Origin of the sequence: Sinomonas atrocyanea (assembly GCF_030812675.1) — a bacterium.
GTDB classification, from domain to species: Bacteria; Actinomycetota; Actinomycetes; order Actinomycetales; family Micrococcaceae; genus Sinomonas; species Sinomonas atrocyanea_B.
The window spans coordinates 22,314-41,617 of the sequence record NZ_JAUSTE010000010.1 but is presented as its reverse complement, the minus strand read 5'-3'; the positions used below and the strand labels follow the sequence as shown (position 1 = coordinate 41,617).

Here is a 19,304-nt window from a genome sequence, read left to right as displayed (position 1 = left end):
CGCGCGGCCCAGGAATGTCGGGGGCATGGAGGATGATGGTCGGGTGAGACAGGGTGTTCAGGAGGGCCCGGCCGTGGCAGCCGGAGACGTGGCGGTGCTGGACCGCTTCGGCGCTGCCACCCGCGAGTGGTTCCTGGGCGCCTTCCGCCGCCCGACGCCCGCCCAGGCCGGTGCCTGGGAGGCCATCTCCTCGGGACGGCACGCGCTCGTCGTGGCACCCACCGGCTCCGGCAAGACGCTCGCGGCCTTCCTCTTCTCGCTCGACCGCCTCCTGGCGCACGGCGGCGCCGCCCCGCCCGGGCCGTCCGGGGCGCCTGCCGTCCCGTCCCGGCCCGAGGAGGCGGCACTTCCCGGTCTGGGCGCCGCGGATCTGGAGCCGGCCCCCACGCCCGGAGCGGCGACCGCGCGCGGCGGGGGCCGGCGTCGTGCGCCGAAGAACCACACGAAGGTTCTCTACATCTCGCCGCTGAAGGCCCTGGGCGTCGACGTCGAACGGAACCTGCGCGCGCCGCTGATCGGCATCTCCCAGACGGCCCGGCGCCTCGGCGTCGAGGTGCCCGAGGTGAGCGTGGGCGTGCGCAGCGGGGACACCTCGGCCTCGGACCGGCGCGCCCTGCTCTCGAATCCGCCGGACATCCTCATCACCACCCCCGAATCGCTGTACCTGATGCTGACCTCGCAGGCCCGCGAGACGCTCTCCGAGGTCGAGACCGTGATCGTGGACGAGGTGCACGCGGTCGCCGGGACCAAGCGCGGCGCGCACCTTGCGGTGACCCTCGAGCGCCTCGACGCGATCCTGCCCAGGCCGGCGCAGCGCATCGGGCTCTCGGCGACCGTCGAGCCCAAGGAGCTCGTGGCCCAGTTCCTCGCCGGCCGTGCCCCGTGCGAGGTCGTGGCGCCCCCGGCCGCGAAGACCTGGGAGCTCACGGTCACCGTCCCGGTCGAGGACATGAGCGACCTGCAGGGCGCGGCCGCAGCGCACGATGCGGGGCCCGCCTCGGGCCTGCAGCCGCAGGCCTCGATCTGGCCGCACGTCGAGGAGAAGATCGTCGACCTGATCCTCGCCAACCGGTCCACGATCGTGTTCTCCAACTCGCGCCGACTCGCCGAGCGGCTCACGGGCCGCCTGAACGAGATCTACTCCGAGCGGATGCAGCCGAGCGTGTGGGACGAGCCCCTCGCGGACGGCCCCGGGACGGGACAGGAGCGAGGGCCCACCACCGCGGGGCAGGCCGCCGAGGCTGTCGCCGCGACGCTGTCCCGCCGCACCCCCGCGGAGATGATGGCTCAGGCGGGCCAGAGCGCCGGCGCGGAGCCGGTGCTGGCCCGTGCCCACCACGGGTCGGTCTCGAAGGAGCAGCGCGCCCAGATCGAGGACGACCTCAAGACCGGGCGCCTGCGCTGCGTGGTGGCCACGAGCAGCCTCGAGCTCGGCATCGACATGGGGCTCGTGGACCTCGTCATCCAGGTCGAGTCCCCGCCCTCGGTCGCCTCCGGCCTCCAGCGCGTGGGCCGCGCCGGCCACCAGGTCGGCGAGGTCTCCCAGGGCGTCCTGTTCCCCAAGCACCGCGCGGACCTCGTGCACACCGCCATCACGGTCGAGCGCATGCTCGCGGGCCAGATCGAGGCCCTGCGCGTCCCGGCCAATCCGCTCGACATCCTCGCCCAGCAGACGGTGGCCGCCACGGCCCTCGGGCCCGTCGACGTCGAGGAGTGGTTCGATGTGGTCCGCCGCTCCGCCCCCTTCGCCACCCTCCCGCGCTCCGCCTTCGACGCGACACTGGACCTCCTCTCCGGCAAGTACCCCTCCGACGAGTTCGCCGAACTCCGCCCGCGCATCGTCTGGGACCGCACGGAGGGGACCATCGAGGGCCGTCCCGGCGCCCAGCGGCTCGCGGTCACCTCCGGCGGCACCATCCCGGACCGCGGCCTTTTCGGCGTGTTCATCGTCGGCAGCGAAGAGGAGGGCACCACGGCGTCGCAGGCCGCGCGCGGCGGCCGCCGCGTCGGCGAGCTCGACGAGGAGATGGTCTACGAGTCCCGGGTGGGGGACGTGTTCGCGCTCGGGGCCACGAGCTGGAAGATCGAGGACATCACCCACGATCGGGTCCTCGTCTCCCCCGCCTTCGGCCAGCCCGGCAAGCTCCCCTTCTGGAAGGGCGACGGCGCGGGCCGGCCGGTCGAGCTCGGACGCGCCCTCGGCGCCTTCCAGCGCGAGGTCTCGGGTGCCGACCGGGAGCACGCCCTCGCCCGCATCGAAGCCGCGGGGCTCGATGCCTTCGCCGCCGGCAACCTCCTGCAGTACCTCGACGAGCAGAAGCAGGCCACCAACCTGGTCCCGAACGACCGCGCCCTCGTCGTCGAGCGGTTCCAGGACGAGCTCGGCGACTGGCGCGTGGTGCTGCACTCCCCCTTCGGAATGCCCGTCCACGCACCGTGGGCCCTCGCCGTGGGGCGCCGGCTGAGCGAGCGGTACGGCCTCGACGGCTCCGCCATGGCGGCCGACGACGGCATTGTGCTGCGGGTGCCCATGATGGAGGACGAGCCCCCCGGCGCCGAGTTGTTCGTGTTCGACCCCGACGAGCTCGACGGGATCGTCACGGAGGAGGTCGGCGGGTCAGCCCTGTTCGCCGCGCGCTTCCGCGAGTGCGCCGCCCGCGCCCTCCTCCTGCCCCGGCCCAACCCCGGCAAGCGCCAGCCCCTGTGGCAGCAGCGCCAGCGCGCCTCGCAGCTGCTCGACGTGGCCAAGAAGTACCCCCAGTTCCCGATCATCCTCGAGGCCGTGCGCGAGTGCCTCCAGGACGTCTACGACCTCCCTGCTCTCCGCGACGTGGCCTCGGCGGTGGAACGGCGCGAGCTCCAGCTCGTCGAGACCACCACCCAGCAGCCCTCGCCGTTCGCGCGGTCCCTGCTGTTCGGCTACGTCGCCCAGTTCCTGTACGAGGGCGACTCGCCGCTGGCTGAGCGGCGCGCGGCCGCACTCTCCCTCGACTCGACGCTCCTCAACGAACTCCTCGGGCGCGCCGAGCTCAGCGAGCTGCTCGACCCCAAGGTGATCGAGCAGACCGAGCGCGAACTCCAGCGGCTGGCCGAGGACCGGAAGCTCAAGGGCCTCGAGGGCGCGGCCGACCTGCTCCGGCTGCTGGGGCCGCTGTCGGTCGACGAGGTGGCCGCCCGAACGGTGGTCGAGCGGAGCGCAGCGGAGTCGAAACCCCATCTGGAGGCCGTCGCGGCGGACCTGGAGGAACTGGTGTCGGCGCGCCGGGCCCTGGTGGTAACCGTCGGGGGCGCGGAGCGGTACGCCGCCGTCGAGGACGCCTCCCGGCTGCGGGACGCGCTCGGGGTGCCCCTGCCGGTGGGCATCCCGCTCGCGTTCATCGAGCCGGTCGCCGACCCGCTCGGCGACCTGGTGGGCCGGTACGCACGAACGCACGCGCCGTTCACCGCGCCAGAGGCGGCGGCCAGGCTCGGGCTCGGCGTCGCCGTCGTGCACACCACCCTCAAGCGGCTCGCCGCGGACGGCCGCGTCATCGAGGGCTCCTTCCGCCCCCGCGCCGGCGACTCCGCGGCGTCCCCGGCCGAGGAATGGTGCGATGCCGAGGTCCTGAGGAGGGTCCGCCGGCGCTCGCTCGCCGCGCTGCGGGCCGACGTCGAGCCGGTGGAGCAGGCCGCGTTCGCCCGCTTCCTCGCCGCCTGGCAGCACATCGGCGACGCCAAGGACAGCCGAGGCAGGCCGCGCCCGCGCGGCAGCCTCAAGGGGCTCGACGGCGTGCTCACGGCCGTGGACCAGCTCGCAGGCGTGCCAGTGCCTGCGAGCGCGTGGGAGTCACTCGTGCTGCCCTCGCGCGTCTCCGACTACACGCCGGCGCTGCTGGACGAGCTCATGGCCAGCGGGGAGGTCCTCTGGACGGGGGCCGGGCCTATCCCCGGCAACGACGGCTGGATCAGCCTGCACCTGGCGGAGTCTGCCGCGCTCACCCTGGCCCCGGACCCCGAGTTCGCGCCCGACGCCGCGCAGCAGCGCATCCTCGACCTCCTTGCCGGCGGCGGGGGGTACTTCTTCCGCCAGGTGGCGGACGCCGCCCGCGACCCGGGAGGCGAGGGCGACCAGGCGGGTCCGGTCCCGCCCGACGACGCCGTGCTCCAGTTGATCTGGGGCCTCGTGTGGGCAGGACGCCTCACGGGAGACACGTTCGCGCCCGTGCGGGCCATGCTCGACGCCGGCCATACCGCCCACCGCCAGCCCTCCAGGACGCCGCGCGTGCGCTCACTCGGCCACGCGGGCCTGCGCGGCGGCCGGATCGGCACCTCGCTCCGGGGCGTCAGCCGCCTCGGCGCCGCCGGGGCCCGCGGTTTCGACGCGCCCTCGGCCACGGCTCCTCCCATGGCCGCCGGGCGCTGGTCCGCCGTGCACTCGGTCCAGCTCGAGACGACGATCAAGACCCACGCGCTCGCGCAGCTGCTCATGGACCGCTACGGCGTCCTCACACGCGGATCCGTTATGGCCGAGAACGTCCCCGGCGGCTTCGGGCTGCTCTACAAGGTCCTCTCGCGCCTCGAGGAGTCCGGGGTGTGCCGCCGCGGCTACTTCGTGGACCGGCTCGGCGCCGCCCAGTTCGCCGTCCCCGCCACGGTGGACCGGCTGCGGCAGTTCACACGCGACGACGTCTCCGAGGACCCGGGCGCCGCCCCGCCGCTCGACGCGCTCGCCCTCGCCGCGACGGACCCGGCGAACCCCTACGGAGCCGCCCTCGCCTGGCCGGAGGTCCCCGGGGCCGCCACCGGCCACCGGCCCGGCCGCAAGGCCGGCGCGCTCGTCGTGACAGTCGACGGCGCGCTCGCCCTGTACGTCGAGCGCGGCGGCAAGACGCTGCTGGCCTTCACCGAGGACGACGCCGTGCTGGTGCCCGCCGCGGAGGCGCTCGTCGGCGTCGTGCGCGGCGGGGCGGTGGACAAGCTGGCCATGGAGAAGGTCAACGGCCACGACCTCCTCGACACGCCGCTCGCGGGCGCCCTCACCGCCGCCGGGGCCTACTCGACCCCTCGCGGCGTGAGGATCAGAGCGTGAGGACCAGAGCGTGAGGATCCAGCCCGATGCCCGAGGGTGACAACGTCTACCAGGCCGCGCGCAGGATGGACGCGGCCCTCGCCGGCAAGCGCCTCGCCGCGAGCGACTTCCGCGTGCCCGCCTTCGCGACCCTGGACCTGTCCGGCTGGACCGTCCTCGGGGTCGTCTCCCGCGGCAAGCACCTCCTCCACCGCCTCGCCCCGCCCGGGCCCGGTGGCGCCGCCGCGGCCGCCCCCGAGGGCCGCCTCAGCATCCACTCCCACCTCTCGATGGAGGGCAGCTGGCAGGTCTATGCCCCCGGCGAGCGGTGGCGCAAGCCCGCGCACACGGCGCGCGCGGCCCTCACCGCCGAGGACGGCACGAGCGCCGTGGGCTTCTCCCTCGGCATGCTCGAGGTCATCGCGACCGCGCAGGAGGGCGATGCCGTCGGCCACCTCGGCCCCGACCTGCTCGGCCCGGACTGGGACGCTGAACGCGCCGAGGCGAACCTGCGCGCCCAGCCCGACCGCGCCATCGGCCTCGCGCTGCTCGACCAGCGCAACCTCGCCGGGGTCGGCAACATCTACCGGTGCGAGCTGTGCTTCCTCTCCCGCGTGCATCCGGACACCCCGGTCGGCGAGGTCCCGGACCTCGCGGGGATGGTCGCGACGGCCAAGCGGCTCCTCGAGGCGAACAAGGCGCGGTCCCGGAACACGGTGGGCGGATTCGGCCCGCGCAACGGCACCTGGGTGTACGGGCGCGCCGGGCAGCCGTGCCTGCGCTGCAGGACCCGGATCCGGCACAGCACGCTCGCCGAGCCGGTGCCGGGCACGGGGACGCGGCTCGGGGACACCCGCGAGCGCGACATCTACTACTGCCCCAGCTGCCAGCCGCCTCGGCAGGACCAGCCCGGCCGGGGGCGCGGCTAGCGGCGGCCCGGGGCGACCCCGTGGCCCGGCGGACGCCGGAACTTGGGCCTGCCCGTGTGCACGAGGAACGGCGCCGCGCGCCGGTGCACGCGGGCGCCGCCGTGGTGCAGCCCGAGGGCGACGCGGGCGGCCATGCGGGCCTGCGCGCGGGCGGGGGCCTCGCGGGCCAGGCGGGCGTCGGCGGCGCGGTAGTAGAAGTGCTTGGCGACCTCGACGAGGACCAGGTACAGGAGCACCATCCCCACGAGCGCGAGGAAGAAGTCCGGGGGAAGGGGGTGGAACCCGACGAGCGCCCCGGCGGCCGTGTACGGCAGCACCGCGCCGACCACCACGACGGCGAGCACGCTCACCGTCAGCGCGACGGACGCCCGGGAGCGCAGGAACGGGATGCGGCGCGTGCGGATCGCGAACACGATGAGGGTCTGGGTCGCGAGCGACTCCACGAACCAGCCGGCCCGGAATTCCTCGGGCGCGGCGTTGAAGACCCACAGCATGAGCCCGAACGTCGCGAAGTCGAACAGCGAGGAGATGGGCCCGAACACGACCATGAACCGCCGGATCGCCCCGATGTCCCAGTGGGCGGGCTTGCGCAGCTGCTCGCGGTCCACCCTGTCGGTGGGTATGGCGAGCTGGCTCGAGTCGTAGAGCAGGTTGTTGAGCAGGATCTGGCCCGGGAGCATGGGCAGGAAGGTCAGGAACGCGCTCGCGGCGGCGGCCGAGAACATGTTGCCGAAGTTGCTGCTCGTGCCCATGAGCAGGTACTTGATCGTGTTGGCGAAGATCCGCCGGCCCCCGGTGACGCCGTCGGCCAGGACGCCGAGGTCCTTCTCGAGGAGCACGACGTCGGCCGCGTCCTTCGCGACGTCCGTCGCCGAGTCGACGGAGATCCCCACGTCGGCCCTGTTGAGCGCGAGCGCGTCGTTGACGCCGTCGCCGAGGAACCCGACGGAGTGGGTGCGCCGCAGGACCGTGACGATCCTGGCCTTCTGCTCGGGCGAGACCCGGGCGAACACGCGGGTTCCGGGCGCGGCCGCCGCGAGGGCGTCGTCGTCCATCGCCTCGACCTCGGTGCCCGTCAGCACCGAGCCCGGGCTCATCTTGAGCACCGAGGTGACGTGCTCGGCGACGAGAGCGTTGTCGCCGGTGGCGATCTTGACGTCCACGCCCAGGCCTTCGAGCCGCGCGAGCGACTCGCGCGCGTCCGCCTTGGGCCGGTCGATGAAGCTGAGGTACCCGGCGAGCGCGAGCTGACCGGCGTCGTCGTGCGCCGCCGGACCCGCCCCGGAGGCGGGGCCGCTCGCGACGGCGACCACCCGCGCCCCGCGCCGGAACAGCGTCTCGAGCGCGGCGCGGTCAGCGTCGCTGACGCCCGCACAGGCCTCGAGGACGGCCTCGGGGGCCCCCTTGAGGATGCGCACGGGCCCCTCGCCGCCCGCGGCCGGGGCGACCACGGTCTCCATGGTCCGGCTCTCGTGGTCGAAGGGCCGCATCGAGAGCCGGCGGCGGTCCGCGAGGGCGGCGGGAAGGCCCTCGAAGGCCTCCCACAGCGCGGCGTCCACGGGGTTCTGCCCCGCCCCGGAGGCGCCGGGCACCGAGGGATCGGCCTCGCAGCACAGCATGGCGAGCTCGGCGAGCCGCCGCTCGGCCTGGCCGGGGGCCGCGTCGGGTCCGGCCGGGTCGCCCGCTCCCCGCGGGGCCGCGGGGACCGCTTCCTCGAAGCCGATCCGGCCCTCGGTGAGGGTCCCCGTCTTGTCGGTGATGAGGACGTCGAGGTTCCCCAGGTCCTCGATCGCGAGGAGCCGCTTGACGAGTACGCCGCGCTTGGCCAGCAGGCGGGAGCCGGCGGCGAGGGAGGTGCTCACGACGGCGGGCAGCAGCTGCGGCGTGATGCCCACGGCGATCGCGAGGGAGAACAGGACCGAGTCCAGGAACGGCCGCTGCAGGAGCAGGTTGATCACGAGGATGCCCGCGGTCAGCGCGACGCCGACCCACAGGAGCATGAGGGAGAACTCCTTGAGGCCCCTCTGGAAGCTCGTCTCGGGCAGGCCCTGGGCGAGGCCGGCGGCGATCCGGCCGAACTCCGTGCCGCGCCCGGTCGCCGTCACCACCGCGCGCGCCGAGCCGGCGTGGACCACCGTCCCCATGAGGACGCAGTCGGTCAGGTCCGCGAGGTCGGAGCCCTGGGGCACGGCCTCGGGGGACTTCTCGACAGCGGCCGACTCGCCGGTGAGCACGCCCTCGTCGGCCTCGAGCCCCACGGCCTCGAGGACGCGGGCATCCGCCGGGACGATGCCGCCGAGGCTGACCCTGATGACGTCCCCCGGGACGAGCTCGCGCACCGGCACGGTCCGCTCGGTCCCGCCGCGCACGGCGACCACCGTGTGCGAGATCCGGCTGTGGAGGTCCGCGGCGGTCTTCTCTGCCCGGAACTCGTTGACGAACCCGAGCAGCGCGCTGCCGAGCAGGATGGCGACGATGATGCTCGCGTTGAGGCGGTCGCCGGTCGCGAAGGACATCGCGGCGGCCGCGACGAGCAGCGCCTGCAGCGGGCTCGCGAACTGGCGCACCAGCACGTGGAACCAGCTCACCCGGCGCGCCTCGAGCACGTTGGCGCCCTGCGCGAGCCGGCGGGCGGCCTCGGCCTCGTCGAGCCCGCGGGCGGACGTGCCGAGGGCCGCGAGCACCCCCTCGATGGGCATGGCCGCGGCCTCGGCGGCGGACAGCTGGACCCGCTCGGAGACGGTCTCGACGCTCACGGGGCCATGCTACGCCGGGCGTAGCGGCCCAGGGCGCCGCGCGGGATCAGGGCTGCCGGATCAGGCGTACAGCGCCCCGAGGTACTCGCCCCACGCCTCGGCGTGCTCCTGGGCACGGGCCGACCGTGCGGCGTCGTCCGCCGTGTCCAGCGAGAAGTCGTGGACCGTCAGGCCCAGCCGCTGGCCGAAGGCCTCCCGGCCGAACACGCGCACCATCGCGTCCTCGGTCCGCAGGCCGAGGAAGGGTCCGGTGGCGTAGTCCACGGTGGCCTCGACGGGCCCGAGGCCCGGGAGGCCGAGGTCCTTCTTCTCCCCCGCCATCACGTCGGTCAGGGCGAGCGCGGCGGCGAACCGCTCGAGGGCGTCGGGCGCCGTGGCGCCGTCCGGGCCCTGGACGTCCACGAAGGAGACGGCGCGGCCGTCGAAGTGCTCGAGGTACTCGCCGAGGGTGTGGAGGTAGAAGAGGGTGTGCTGGGCGGCGCCGTCGTACTGCTGCTCCCAGTTGTCCGTGAGGATGCCGGAGTGCACGTAGTGCAGGTTCGTCCCCTCGGGCCCGGGGGTGAGGACGTGCTCGAGCTGGTTGTACCAGCCGTCGGGGCCCTCCATGCGGGAGACGAGGTGACGGGGATAGTCCTCGACCGTGCGGACCGCCGGCCACTGGTCGGTGGGGAACATCCACGCGGCGGTGCCGTCGGTGACGGCCTCCCAGATCCGCTCGGGGGCTGCGTGGAGGACTACGTCCTGGACGATCTCGAAGGGGTGCTGCTCGGTCATGGCTGGACCTCCTGGTCTGGTGCGGAGCCGGTGGCGGCGTCCGGCTTGAGGGCGGGGTGGAGCACGACGACGAGCCGGTGCCGCCGCCCGCCGGTCGCCGAGGGATCGTGGTACTTGGCGGCGAGCCTGGCCACCTCGGCGCCCAGCTCGGTCGCGAACGCCGCCCGCGAGGCCGCGGACGCGAAGGTGATCTCGCCGTCGGCCGCAAAGGTGGCCAGCTGCCGTCCCGCCGCGACCGCGCCGGCGAGCAGGCGCCCCACCTCCCTGACGGTGCGCGCGGCGAGGGCGAGGAGCCAGTAGGCGCTGAAGCGGTCCCGGAGGCGCTCGGGATCGGGCTCGACGACCGCGAGCGCAGCCGGGGAGATGATGTAGGACGCCGCGGTGGCCTGCAGGACGCGCTCCATGACGTTGCCCTTGCGCCGCTCCTCCAGGAGCGCGACGAGCCCGTGGTCCTCGAGGGCGCGGAGGTGGTAGTTGACCTTCTGGCGGGGCAGCCCCACCTTCGCGGCCAACGCCGCCGCGGACGACGGCGCGGCCAGCTCCCGCAGGAGCCGGGCCCTGAGCGGGTCCAGGCTCGCGGCGGCCGCGGCGGGGTCCTCGATGACCATGACGTCCTGCATGCCTCTATAGTCCAACCGACAATATTTTTTGTCAAGGACGGAAAGGATGTCGAGCACTTCCTCCGTAAGGCCCTAGCAACGCCGCCGCCCCGCGGACAGAATGGACGCGACAGCCGCCTGCCACATTTCAGGGAAGGACCGCCGCCGTGCCGCACGAAACGCCCACCCCGGACTCGGGGGACGAGCGCCTGCGCGTCTTCATCCTCGACGACCACGAGCTCGTGCGCCGGGGGCTCCAGGAGCTCCTCGAGGGCGAGGGATTCGAGGTGGTCGGGACGTCCGGAACCGCCGCCGAGGCCACGCGCCGCATCCCTGCGCTCAAGCCGGACGTCTCGGTGCTGGATGTGCGGCTGCCGGACGGGACCGGGATCGAGGTGTGCCGCGACGTCCACTCGGTGGACCCGTCCCTGGCGTGCGTCATGCTCACGAGCTACGACGACGACCAGTCCCTCCGCGGTGCGATCCTCGCCGGCGCGAGCGGCTACGTCCTCAAGGAGATCCGCGGGACCGACCTCGTGACCGCGCTGCGCCGCGCGGCCCACGGCGCCTCCCTCTTCGACCCGGCGGTGAAGGCCAAGGCCCTCGAGGGGCTCAAGCCCCAGGAAGAGGAGCTCGATCCCCGCCTGGAGCTCCTCAGCCCGCAGGAGCGCCGGGTCCTGGCGCTCATCGGCGAGGGCATGACCAACCGGGAGATCGGCGAGAAGCTGTTCCTGGCGGAGAAGACCGTCAAGAACTACGTCTCCTCCCTCCTGGCCAAGCTCGGCTTCGAGCGGCGGACCCAGGCCGCGCTGTTCGTGGCCCGCAACGCGCCCCACTTCTACTGAGCCCGGATTCCCACTAAGCCTGGTCCACAGGTTCCTCAGCCGATGACGGTGATGGGGACGGCCCAGCGCAGCCGCGTGCCGCCGTCCTCCGCCGGACCGAGCTCGAAGCGGCCCCCGAGGGCCTCGGCGCGCTCGGCCACGTTCCTCAGCCCGCTGCGCCTCGTCGTCTCCCCGAGCCCATGCCCGTCGTCGGCCACGACGAGCTCGAACTCGCCGTCGGCCACCGTCGCCGTGACAAACAGCGAGTCCGCCTGGGCGTGCCGGACCACGTTGGAGACCCCCTCGGTCAGCACGGCGAGCGCCTGGTCGGCGACCGCCGGCGGGACCGCGGTGTCAATCGGCCCGAGCAGCTCCACGCGCGGCGTGGTGGGCAGTTCCCCTGTCACCTCCTGGACCACTCGGACGAGGCGGGCACTCAGGCTGTCCCCCGACTTGGCCTCGTTGAGCGAGTAGATCGTGTTGCGCAGCGCGGCGATCGTCTCGTCCAGCTCGCCGGTGATCGAGTCGATCTTCTCGGCCGCCCGGCCTCCGTCCGCACCGGGGGTGACGAACCGCCGCAGCCCCTGCAGGCTCAGGCCTGCGGCGAAGAGCCGCTGGATCACCACGTCGTGGAGGTCGCGGGCGATCCGGTCGCGGTCGGTGAAGACGAGCAGCTCCTCGCGCTGCCGGTGCTGCCGCGCCACCTGCAGCGCGAGTGAGGCGTAGGAGCAGAACACGGGCGCCATCTCGACGTCGACCGGACCGAACGCCGGTTCGCCGTCCATGCGCCCGATCAGGGCGGCGCCGGCATCCTGCCCCGGCTGCCCGCAGGGCACCACGAGGGCGTACCGCACCGGCGTGCCGGGGCCGAAGGCCTCCGGGCCCGCGAGCTCGAGCGTCTCACCGGTCATCGAGACCTTGGCCGCGAGCGCGATCGCCGCGGCCCGCGCGGTCTCGTCGAAGCACTCCTTGCGGGGGCCCGCGACGGCCCGCCACTCGTGCCCCATCCCGGTGGCCCGCGCGCGGGCAATGGCCACCACCTGCGCCCCGGCGATGGCCACCGTCTGCTCGGCGATGAAGCTGCTGCCCCCGGCGAGGTCCTCGAGGCCGAACAGCCTCCCCGCCACGTCCATGCTCGCCTCGCGCCAGCGCTGCCGCCGGCCGATGTCCGTGAAGAGCCTGGCGTTCTCGATCGCGACCCCGGCCGCGGCGGCGAGGGCCACCACGAGGTCCTCATCCTCGGCGTTGAAGTCCTCGCCGTCGGCCTTCTCGGTCAGGTAGAGGTTGCCGAACACCTCGTCGCGGACACGGATCGGGACGCCGAGGAAGGTCCTCATCGGCGGGTGCTCGGGCGGGAACCCGTAGGAGTCGGCGTGGGTGCCGAGGTCGTGGAGCCGGAGCGGGTGCGGTTCGTGGATCAGGAGCCCGAGGACGCCGTGCCCGGTGGGCCGCGGCCCGATCCGCTGCACGGTTTCCTCGTCCATCCCGGCCGTGAGGAAGTGGCTCAGCGCGGTCCCCTCCGGACCGAGGACGCCGAGGGCCGCGTACTTGGCCCCGACGAGCTCGCGCGCTGACGTGACCACGCGGTCCAGGACGGCCTCGAGGGTGAGGTCCTCGGCGATGGAGACGACCGCCGCCAGCAGGCCGCGCATCCGCTCCTGGGTCGCGAGCAGCTCGTGGGCCCGTGAGACGAACTGTTGGAGCAGGTCCTCGATCCGGCTCGCCGCGCTCCCGGGCAAGATCGATGCATCATCCATGGAAAGCTTCCACCGCCCCTCCCCGCCATCAGTATGCACACGGGGGCGCCCCACCACCACCCTCGCGGCCGCGCATCCTCGGGGGCCACGGGACCAAAGACTCTCGCGCCCGCAGGAGGCCCGCCAGCACAATCTCTCAGGAGCGGCATCGCCCGTCCCGCACCGCGACCGATGACCAGGAGAGCCCATGTCACACGCCCGTCAGGCCCTCGTCGTGCATCCGGCCGCGCCGGACATGACCGAGGCGCAGCGAACGGCCCTCAGCGAGTGCATCGACGCGGCGCTCGCCTGCACCCAGGCCTGCACGACCGGTGCCGACAGCTGCCTCGAGGAGCCCGGGGTCGCCCATCTGACGCGCGTTATCCGGGCCCAGCTGAACTGCGCGGCGATCTGCTCCGCGTCCGCGCAGATCCTCTCCCGCTTCGGCTCGGACTTCGGGCCCACGCCCGCGTCCGTCCTGCGTGCTCTCGACGACGTGAGCGCACTGTGCGAGGACGTGTGCCGCGTGTATGCGGGCGCCTATCCGCACTGCCGGGTCACCGCTGACTCCTGCACCCGCGTCCGCGCAGCCGCCGCCGCCATGCTCGCGCTGGACTGAGCCGCATGAGCGCCCCCGCCCGCCCGGGCACCGAGCTCGTGGTGGGGTTCGACGACGTCGGCATCGTCGACGTCCCGCGGGTGGGCGGGAAGAACGCCTCGCTCGGCGAGCTCACCCGGCACCTGGCCTCCGTGGGCGTGGCCGTTCCCGAGGGCTTCGCCACCACCGCGGACGCCTACCGCCTCTACCTCGACGACGCCGGCATCCGTCCCACGATGGCCTCGCTGCTGACCGCATTCCGCGCGGGGCAGTCTGGCCTCAAGGCGACCGGCGCGGCCGTCCGGGAACTCGTCCTCGCTGCGCCGCTCCCCGAGGCGCTCAGGACGGCGGTCGCCGCCGCCTACCGCGCCCTCGCCGGCCGCGTGGGCCAGGAGCGGCCCGCCGTGGCAGTGCGCAGCAGTGCGACCGCGGAGGACCTGCCCGAGGCCAGCTTCGCGGGCCAGCAGGAGACCTTCCTCAACGTCTCCGGAGAGGACGAGCTGCTCGCCGCCTGCCGGCGGTGCTACGCCTCGCTGTTCACGGACCGCGCGATCACGTACCGCGAGCTGCACGGGATTGACCACCTGGACGTGGCGCTCTCGATCGGGGTGCAGCGCATGGTCCGTTCCGACCTCGCCGGCTCGGGCGTGATGTTCTCCCTCGACACCGAGTCCGGGTTCCCGCGCGTAGTGGAGATCAGCGCCGCGTGGGGGCTGGGCGAGACGGTGGTGCAGGGCACCGTGAACCCGGACTCGTACGAGGTGTTCTCCCCGCTCCTGGCCGATCCGGGCCTGCGGCCGATCATCGGGCGGACCGCGGGCGCCAAGGAGCACAAGCTCGTCTTCGCCCGCGGCGGCACGGGGACGGTCCTGCTCGAGACCTCGGCCGCGGAGCGCGCCGCGTTCGTGCTCGACGACGCCGAGGTCCTCACGCTCGCGCGCTGGGCCACCGCCGTGGCGGAGCACTACGGCCGGCCGATGGACATGGAGTGGGCCAAGGACGGCCAGACGGGTGAGCTCTTCATGGTCCAGGCCAGGCCGGAGACGGTGCAGGCCAAGCGCAGCGCAGGCGCGCTGACGGTCCACCGGCTCGAGGGGACGGGGCCGGTGCTGGCCCGGGGGGCCGCAATCGGGGAGGCCATCGCCGCGGGCGAGGCGTGCGTCATCGCCGACCCCTCCCAGATCGCCAGCTTCCGCGACGGCGCCGTGCTCGTGACGACCATGACCGACCCCGACTGGGTGCCCGTGATGAAGCGGGCCTCCGGCATCGTCACCGACCACGGCGGGCCCACGAGCCACGCGGTGATCGTGAGCCGGGAGCTGGGGGTCCCGGCCGTGGTGGGCACGGTCAGCGGCACCTCGGCCATCGCCGACGCCGCGCCGGTCACCGTCTCGTGCGCCCAGGGCGCCGAGGGGCTCGTGCTGGGCGGCAGGATCCCGTTCACGGTGGAGGAGGCCGACGTCGGCGCCCTCCCCGCGACCCGCACGCACGTCATGGTGAACCTCGCCGACCCGTCCGCCGCGTTCCGCTGGTGGCGGCTCCCCGCGGCGGGCGTGGGGCTTGCACGGATGGAGTTCATCATCTCGGGCCTCATCCGCGTCCACCCGATGGCGCTCGTGCACCCCGAGAAGGTGGCCGATGCCGCGGACCAGGAGGAGATCGCGGCGCTCAGCCGCGGGTACCGGGACCCGACCGAGTACTTCGTGGACCGTCTCGCCACCGCCATCGCGAAGATCGCGGCGCCGTTCCATCCCGGCCCGGCGATCGTGCGGCTGAGCGACTTCAAGACGAACGAGTACGCGAACCTGCTCGGCGGGGCCGCCTTCGAGGAGGCCGAGGAGAACCCGATGCTCGGCTTCCGCGGCGCCTCCCGCTACCACGACGAGCGCTACCGGGAGGGGTTCGCGCTCGAGTGCCGCGCCCTGAAGAAGGCGCGCGAGGAGCTCGGGTTCGCCAACGTCGTGGTCATGGTCCCGTTCTGCCGGACCCCGGCGGAGGCCGACGCCGTCCTCGCCGCCATGGCGGAGCATGGGCTGGCGAGGGGCGAGAACGGCCTCAAGGTCTACATGATGTGCGAGATCCCCTCCAACGTGGTCCTCGCCGAGAAGTTCGCGGCCCGCTTCGACGGCTTCTCGATCGGCTCCAACGACCTCACGCAGCTCGTCCTCGGCGTGGACCGGGACTCGGCGCGCCTGGCCGCGCAGTTCGACGAGCGGGACGAGGCGGTCACGACGATGATCTCCGAGGCCATCCGCAAGGCGCACGCCGCGGGCATCCCGATTGGGATCTGCGGTCAGGGGCCCAGCAACCACCCGGACTTCGCCGAGTTCCTCGTGGGCGAGGGGATCGATTCGATCTCCCTCAATCCGGACAGCGTGCTGCGCACCGTGCCGATCATCGCCGAGGCCGAGGCCCGCCTCCTGCGGCACGAGTAGGCGCCGCCATCACACTCCGGACGGTGGAGCCAGGGTCATGGGGGCCTTGGCTCCGCCGCCTGGTCAGCGCAGGGACATGACCCCTCAGCGCAGGGACATGACCCCTCAACACAGGGAGGTGGCCCCGCATCACACAGGGTGTCCTGTACGGTGCGGGGCCACCTCTTCCGGACGGCAGTCCCAGCTGCTTGAGGCCGCTGCCCGGACGCCAGGCCTCAGCCGCGCGTGACCTGGACCTTGGATGACGGCGGCGCGGGCGGCGTCGTGGGAACCGGCACCCGGACCTCGAGCACGCCGTCTTTGTAGGAAGCCGTGACCGACTCGGCCGTCGCGCCCTCCGGCAGCGGCAGCGTCCGGGAGAACGAGCCGTAGCGGAACTCGCTGCGGTAGGAGCCCTTCGACTTCTCCTCGGACTTCTCCTCGCGGTGCGCGCTGATGTGGAGGGCCCCGTTGGAGACGCTCACGTCGACGTCCTTCTCGGGGTCGATGCCGGGGAGCTCGGCCCGGACCACCAGCGAATCGCCGTCGCGCACCTCCTCGACCTTGATGCCCGCGCCCTGGCCCGCGTCGCCCTCGAAGAGCCTCTCGATGAGCTCGAAGGGCGTGCGACGCGAGTCGAACCATCGGGTCAGTTCAGTCATCTCTGCTCACCTTCCTCCCTCGGCGGGGCTCCTGGCGGTCCCACCGGAACCAGCCTGCCGCGCGCCCGTCCGGGGAGGAAGGGCCTATGGTCCCCCCTGGGCTAGCCAGTGTTGCGCAGGCCCGCGGCGACTCCGTTGATGGTGATGAGCAGTGCCCGCTGCAGCTTCTCCGCGGTTCCCGGCCCCTCGACGTCGTGCTCCCCCTCCGCGCCGGAGCGGAGCCGGCGCAGCAGCTCGACCTGCAGGTAGCTGATCGGGTCGAGGTACTGGTCCCGGATCTCGAGCGTCCGCTTGAGCGTCGGGGAGGCATCGAGCAGCTCCGACTCCCCGGTGAGCCGGCGCACCTCGGCCACCGTCAGCTCGAACTCGGCGCGGATCGCGTCGAAGAACCGGTGCAGCCCGGGCGGGACGAGGGTCGAGACGTAGTGCGAGGCGATCTCGAGGTCGGTCTTGGCCAGGGTCATCTCGACGTTGGAGATGACCGAGGCGAAGATGGGCCAGCGCGCGTACATCTCGCGCAGCTCGCGGTCCTTGCCCGCCTCCCGGGCCGCCCGCAGCCCCGACCCGACCCCGAACCAGCCGGGGACGATCTGCCGCGACTGGGTCCAGCCGAAGACCCAGGTGATCGCCCGCATCCCCTCCAGCCCGGGGAGCCCGTCCGACGCCGGCTCCGCCTCGGGCCGCCGCGCCGGGCGGGACCCGATGTTGAGCCGACCGATGAGCTCCACCGGCGTCGACGCGAGGAAGTAGGCCGGCAGGTCCGGGTCGTCGATGAGGGTCCGGTACCGGGCGAACGCCGCGTCCGAGACGAGGTCCATGAGGGCGCTGAAGCGCTCGCGGTCGCGCAGGGCGGTGTGGGGGTCCCGGTGCAGCGCCGTGGCCCGCATGACGGCGGCGAGCGAGAGCTCGAGGTTCTCGCGTGCCAGGCCGGGCAGCGAGTACTTGTCCGAGATGACCTCGCCCTGCTCGGTGAACTTGATCTCGCCCTCGAGGACACCGTTCGGCTGGGCCATGATGGCCTCGTACGTGGGGCCGCCTCCGCGGCCCACCGAGCCGCCGCGGCCGTGGAACAGCCGCAGCCGCACCCCGTGGCGGGCGGCGACGTCGCGCAGGTTCCGCTGGGCCTTGTGGATCTCCCACTGGCTCGTGAACACGCCGGATTCCATGTTGGAGTCCGAGTACCCCAGCATGACCTCCTGCACGTCCCCGCGCAGCCGCACGAGCTCGCGGTACGCCGGCTCGGACAGCAGCCCGTCAACGATCTCCGCCGCATGCCGCAGCTCCTCGAGCGACTCGAGCAGCGGCGCGAACCCGATGTGCGAGTACGGCTCGTCCCCGAAGAGCCGGACGAGCCCGGCCTCGCGGGCCAGCAGCGCGGCGGCCAGGACGTCGTCGGGCCCGCGGGTCACGGACACGATGTACGTCTCGATGACGTCGGGGCCGAGGAGCCGCCGGGCCTGGCGGATCACCCGCATCGTCTCGTAGATCCTGCCCGCGTGCCCGGGGAGGACCACCGGGTGGCCGGAGAGGGGACGCCGCGAGCCGAGTTCGCGGGCCAGCACGCGCTGGCGCTCGGCGCGCGGCAGCTCGAGGAACGGCCTCGGCAGCTCGCCGAGCGGGTCGAGCAGGAGCCCCACGGCCTCGTGGTGGTAGTCGGCGTGCTCGCGGATGTCCAGCGTCGCGAGGTGCAGCCCGAACGAGGCGAGGACGCGGCGGGCGGTGCCCAGCACGCCGTCGGCCGCCAGCGGCGAGTGCGAGCGGAGGGACCGCTCGACGACATCGAGGTCCGCCGCGAGCTGGGCGGCGTTGATGTAGTCGCGGCCGGGCTCGTGGGCCGCGCCGGAGGCCACGCGGCGGCCGGTGTTGAGCAGCTTGGCCTTGATGCAGGTCAGCTTGAGCCGATACGGCTCGTGGGCGTTGAGCTCCAGGACGCGCGGGTCGAGTGCCGGGAGCCGGTCCAGGTCGTGGCGGATCGACTCCTCGAGCTCGGGCACCACCGGCGTGAGGTCGGTCGAGTTCGACAGGGAGCTGATGAGCTCGTCCATGACCCCCACGGCGATCCGCACCGCGGTCTGGTTCTGCAGCCCCAGGATCTCGCGCGTCACCTCCGGGGTGACGTTCGGGTTGCCGTCCCGGTCCCCGCCGATCCAGGAGCCGAACCGCAGGGGTGCGCGCCCCGGCGGGAGCGTGACCCCGTGTTCGGCGAGGAGGTCGGCGAGCTGGTCGAGGACCTCCGGCAGTGCCCCGGTGAGGATCTCGCCCAGGTAGTAGACCGCATTGCGGGCCTCGTCGAGCGGGGCCGGACTCACGAGGCGGACCTCGTCGGTCTGCCACATCTGGTCGATGATCTCCGCCAGGCGCCGGTCCTGCCGCCGCCTGAGCGCCGAGCCCTCGGCGGCGGGCACCTCGAGGATGCGGTCGATCGCCCGGAGCTTGTCCAGGACGGAGCGGCGCGTGGCCTCGGTGGGGTGGGCAGTGAAGACCGGGCGGACGTCAAGGGAGTCCACCGCCTGCTGGAGGGCCTCCGGGCCGGCCTGCTCGGCGATGTCCCGGACGGCGGCGGCCAGCCACCCGGCGTCGTCCGGCCTCTCCCCCAGCTCCCGCACCCGGTGCAGCTGCTCGGCGGCGTTGGCCAGGTGGAAGTAGAACGCGAAGGCCCGCACGAGCTCGGTCGCCTGCTCGAGCGGCAGGGAGGCGAGCAGCTCGCGGACCTGCGCGGCGACGTCGGCCGCGTTCCACGGGCCGAGCGCCCCCGCCCCGCCGCGCGCGGCCTCCTTCGACTCCTTGGTCAGCAGCCGCACCTCCTCGACCAGGCGCAGGAGCCCCTGGCCGTGCTGGCGCACGAGGGACTCGCCGAGCAGGGTCGAGACGCGCCGGACGTCGGCGCGCAGCTCCGCGGCGGGGGCGGCGTCCTCCGGCGGCGTGGCGGCGGGATCTGGGGCGTCGAAAGACGCGGGCATGGCAC

The 19,304-nt window shown here is 73.5% G+C and carries 11 protein-coding genes; 5 read left to right on the top strand and 6 right to left on the bottom strand.

Annotated elements, in window-relative coordinates:
- The first annotated feature begins 25 nt into the window (after positions 1-25).
- Positions 26-5,068 (top strand): ATP-dependent helicase, encoded by a 5,043-nt coding sequence (locus J2W20_RS14000; RefSeq protein WP_307007293.1) that lies wholly within the window; start codon positions 26-28, stop codon positions 5,066-5,068.
- Between the two features lie 26 nt (positions 5,069-5,094).
- Positions 5,095-5,976 (top strand): DNA-formamidopyrimidine glycosylase family protein, encoded by an 882-nt coding sequence (locus J2W20_RS13995; protein ID WP_307007292.1) that lies wholly within the window; start codon positions 5,095-5,097, stop codon positions 5,974-5,976.
- Here J2W20_RS13995 and mgtA read toward each other — a convergent pair.
- The 3 genes from mgtA to J2W20_RS13980 are packed head-to-tail and all read right to left on the bottom strand — an operon-like array spanning position 5,973 to position 10,126.
- Positions 5,973-8,732, bottom strand: coding sequence for a magnesium-translocating P-type ATPase (gene mgtA, locus J2W20_RS13990; protein ID WP_307007291.1), 2,760 nt, complete (start codon positions 8,730-8,732; stop codon positions 5,973-5,975). The genes J2W20_RS13995 and mgtA overlap by 4 nt on opposite strands.
- A gap of 60 nt (positions 8,733-8,792) precedes the next feature.
- Positions 8,793-9,506 carry an SRPBCC domain-containing protein gene (locus J2W20_RS13985; protein ID WP_307007290.1) on the bottom strand — a complete coding sequence of 238 codons (714 nt, stop codon included), beginning with the start codon at positions 9,504-9,506 and terminating at the stop codon, positions 8,793-8,795.
- Positions 9,503-10,126 carry a helix-turn-helix domain-containing protein gene (locus J2W20_RS13980; protein ID WP_307007289.1) on the bottom strand — a complete coding sequence of 208 codons (624 nt, stop codon included), beginning with the start codon at positions 10,124-10,126 and terminating at the stop codon, positions 9,503-9,505. The genes J2W20_RS13985 and J2W20_RS13980 overlap by 4 nt, the downstream gene beginning before the upstream one ends.
- Before the next feature lie 146 nt (positions 10,127-10,272).
- Here J2W20_RS13980 and J2W20_RS13975 point away from each other — a divergent pair, with 146 nt between their 5' ends.
- A complete protein-coding gene (locus tag J2W20_RS13975; RefSeq protein WP_307007288.1) occupies positions 10,273-10,950 on the top strand; it encodes a response regulator in 678 nt (225 codons plus the stop codon).
- Between the two features lie 35 nt (positions 10,951-10,985).
- On the opposite strand, the gene J2W20_RS13970 is transcribed toward J2W20_RS13975, so the two are convergent.
- The gene (locus J2W20_RS13970) at positions 10,986-12,686 is read right to left on the bottom strand and encodes a GAF domain-containing sensor histidine kinase (RefSeq protein ID WP_307007287.1); all 1,701 of its coding nucleotides are present in this window, start codon (positions 12,684-12,686) and stop codon (positions 10,986-10,988) included.
- A gap of 187 nt (positions 12,687-12,873) precedes the next feature.
- Here J2W20_RS13970 and J2W20_RS13965 point away from each other — a divergent pair, with 187 nt between their 5' ends.
- Both J2W20_RS13965 and ppsA read left to right on the top strand, forming a co-directional pair.
- Positions 12,874-13,284: a four-helix bundle copper-binding protein gene (locus J2W20_RS13965; protein WP_307007286.1), complete on the top strand. Its 411-nt coding sequence runs from the start codon at positions 12,874-12,876 to the stop codon at positions 13,282-13,284.
- A 5-nt stretch (positions 13,285-13,289) separates the two neighbouring features.
- Positions 13,290-15,698, top strand: coding sequence for a phosphoenolpyruvate synthase (gene ppsA, locus J2W20_RS13960; protein ID WP_307007285.1), 2,409 nt, complete (start codon positions 13,290-13,292; stop codon positions 15,696-15,698).
- A 215-nt stretch (positions 15,699-15,913) separates the two neighbouring features.
- Here the strand turns inward: ppsA and J2W20_RS13955 are convergent, their stop codons facing one another.
- Positions 15,914-16,339 carry an Hsp20/alpha crystallin family protein gene (locus tag J2W20_RS13955; protein WP_307007284.1) on the bottom strand — a complete coding sequence of 142 codons (426 nt, stop codon included), beginning with the start codon at positions 16,337-16,339 and terminating at the stop codon, positions 15,914-15,916.
- 101 nt (positions 16,340-16,440) lie between these two features.
- Positions 16,441-19,299, bottom strand: a complete 2,859-nt coding sequence (gene ppc, locus J2W20_RS13950) for a phosphoenolpyruvate carboxylase (RefSeq protein ID WP_307007283.1) — start codon at positions 19,297-19,299, stop codon at positions 16,441-16,443.
- Between the last annotated feature and the right edge of the window lie 5 nt (positions 19,300-19,304).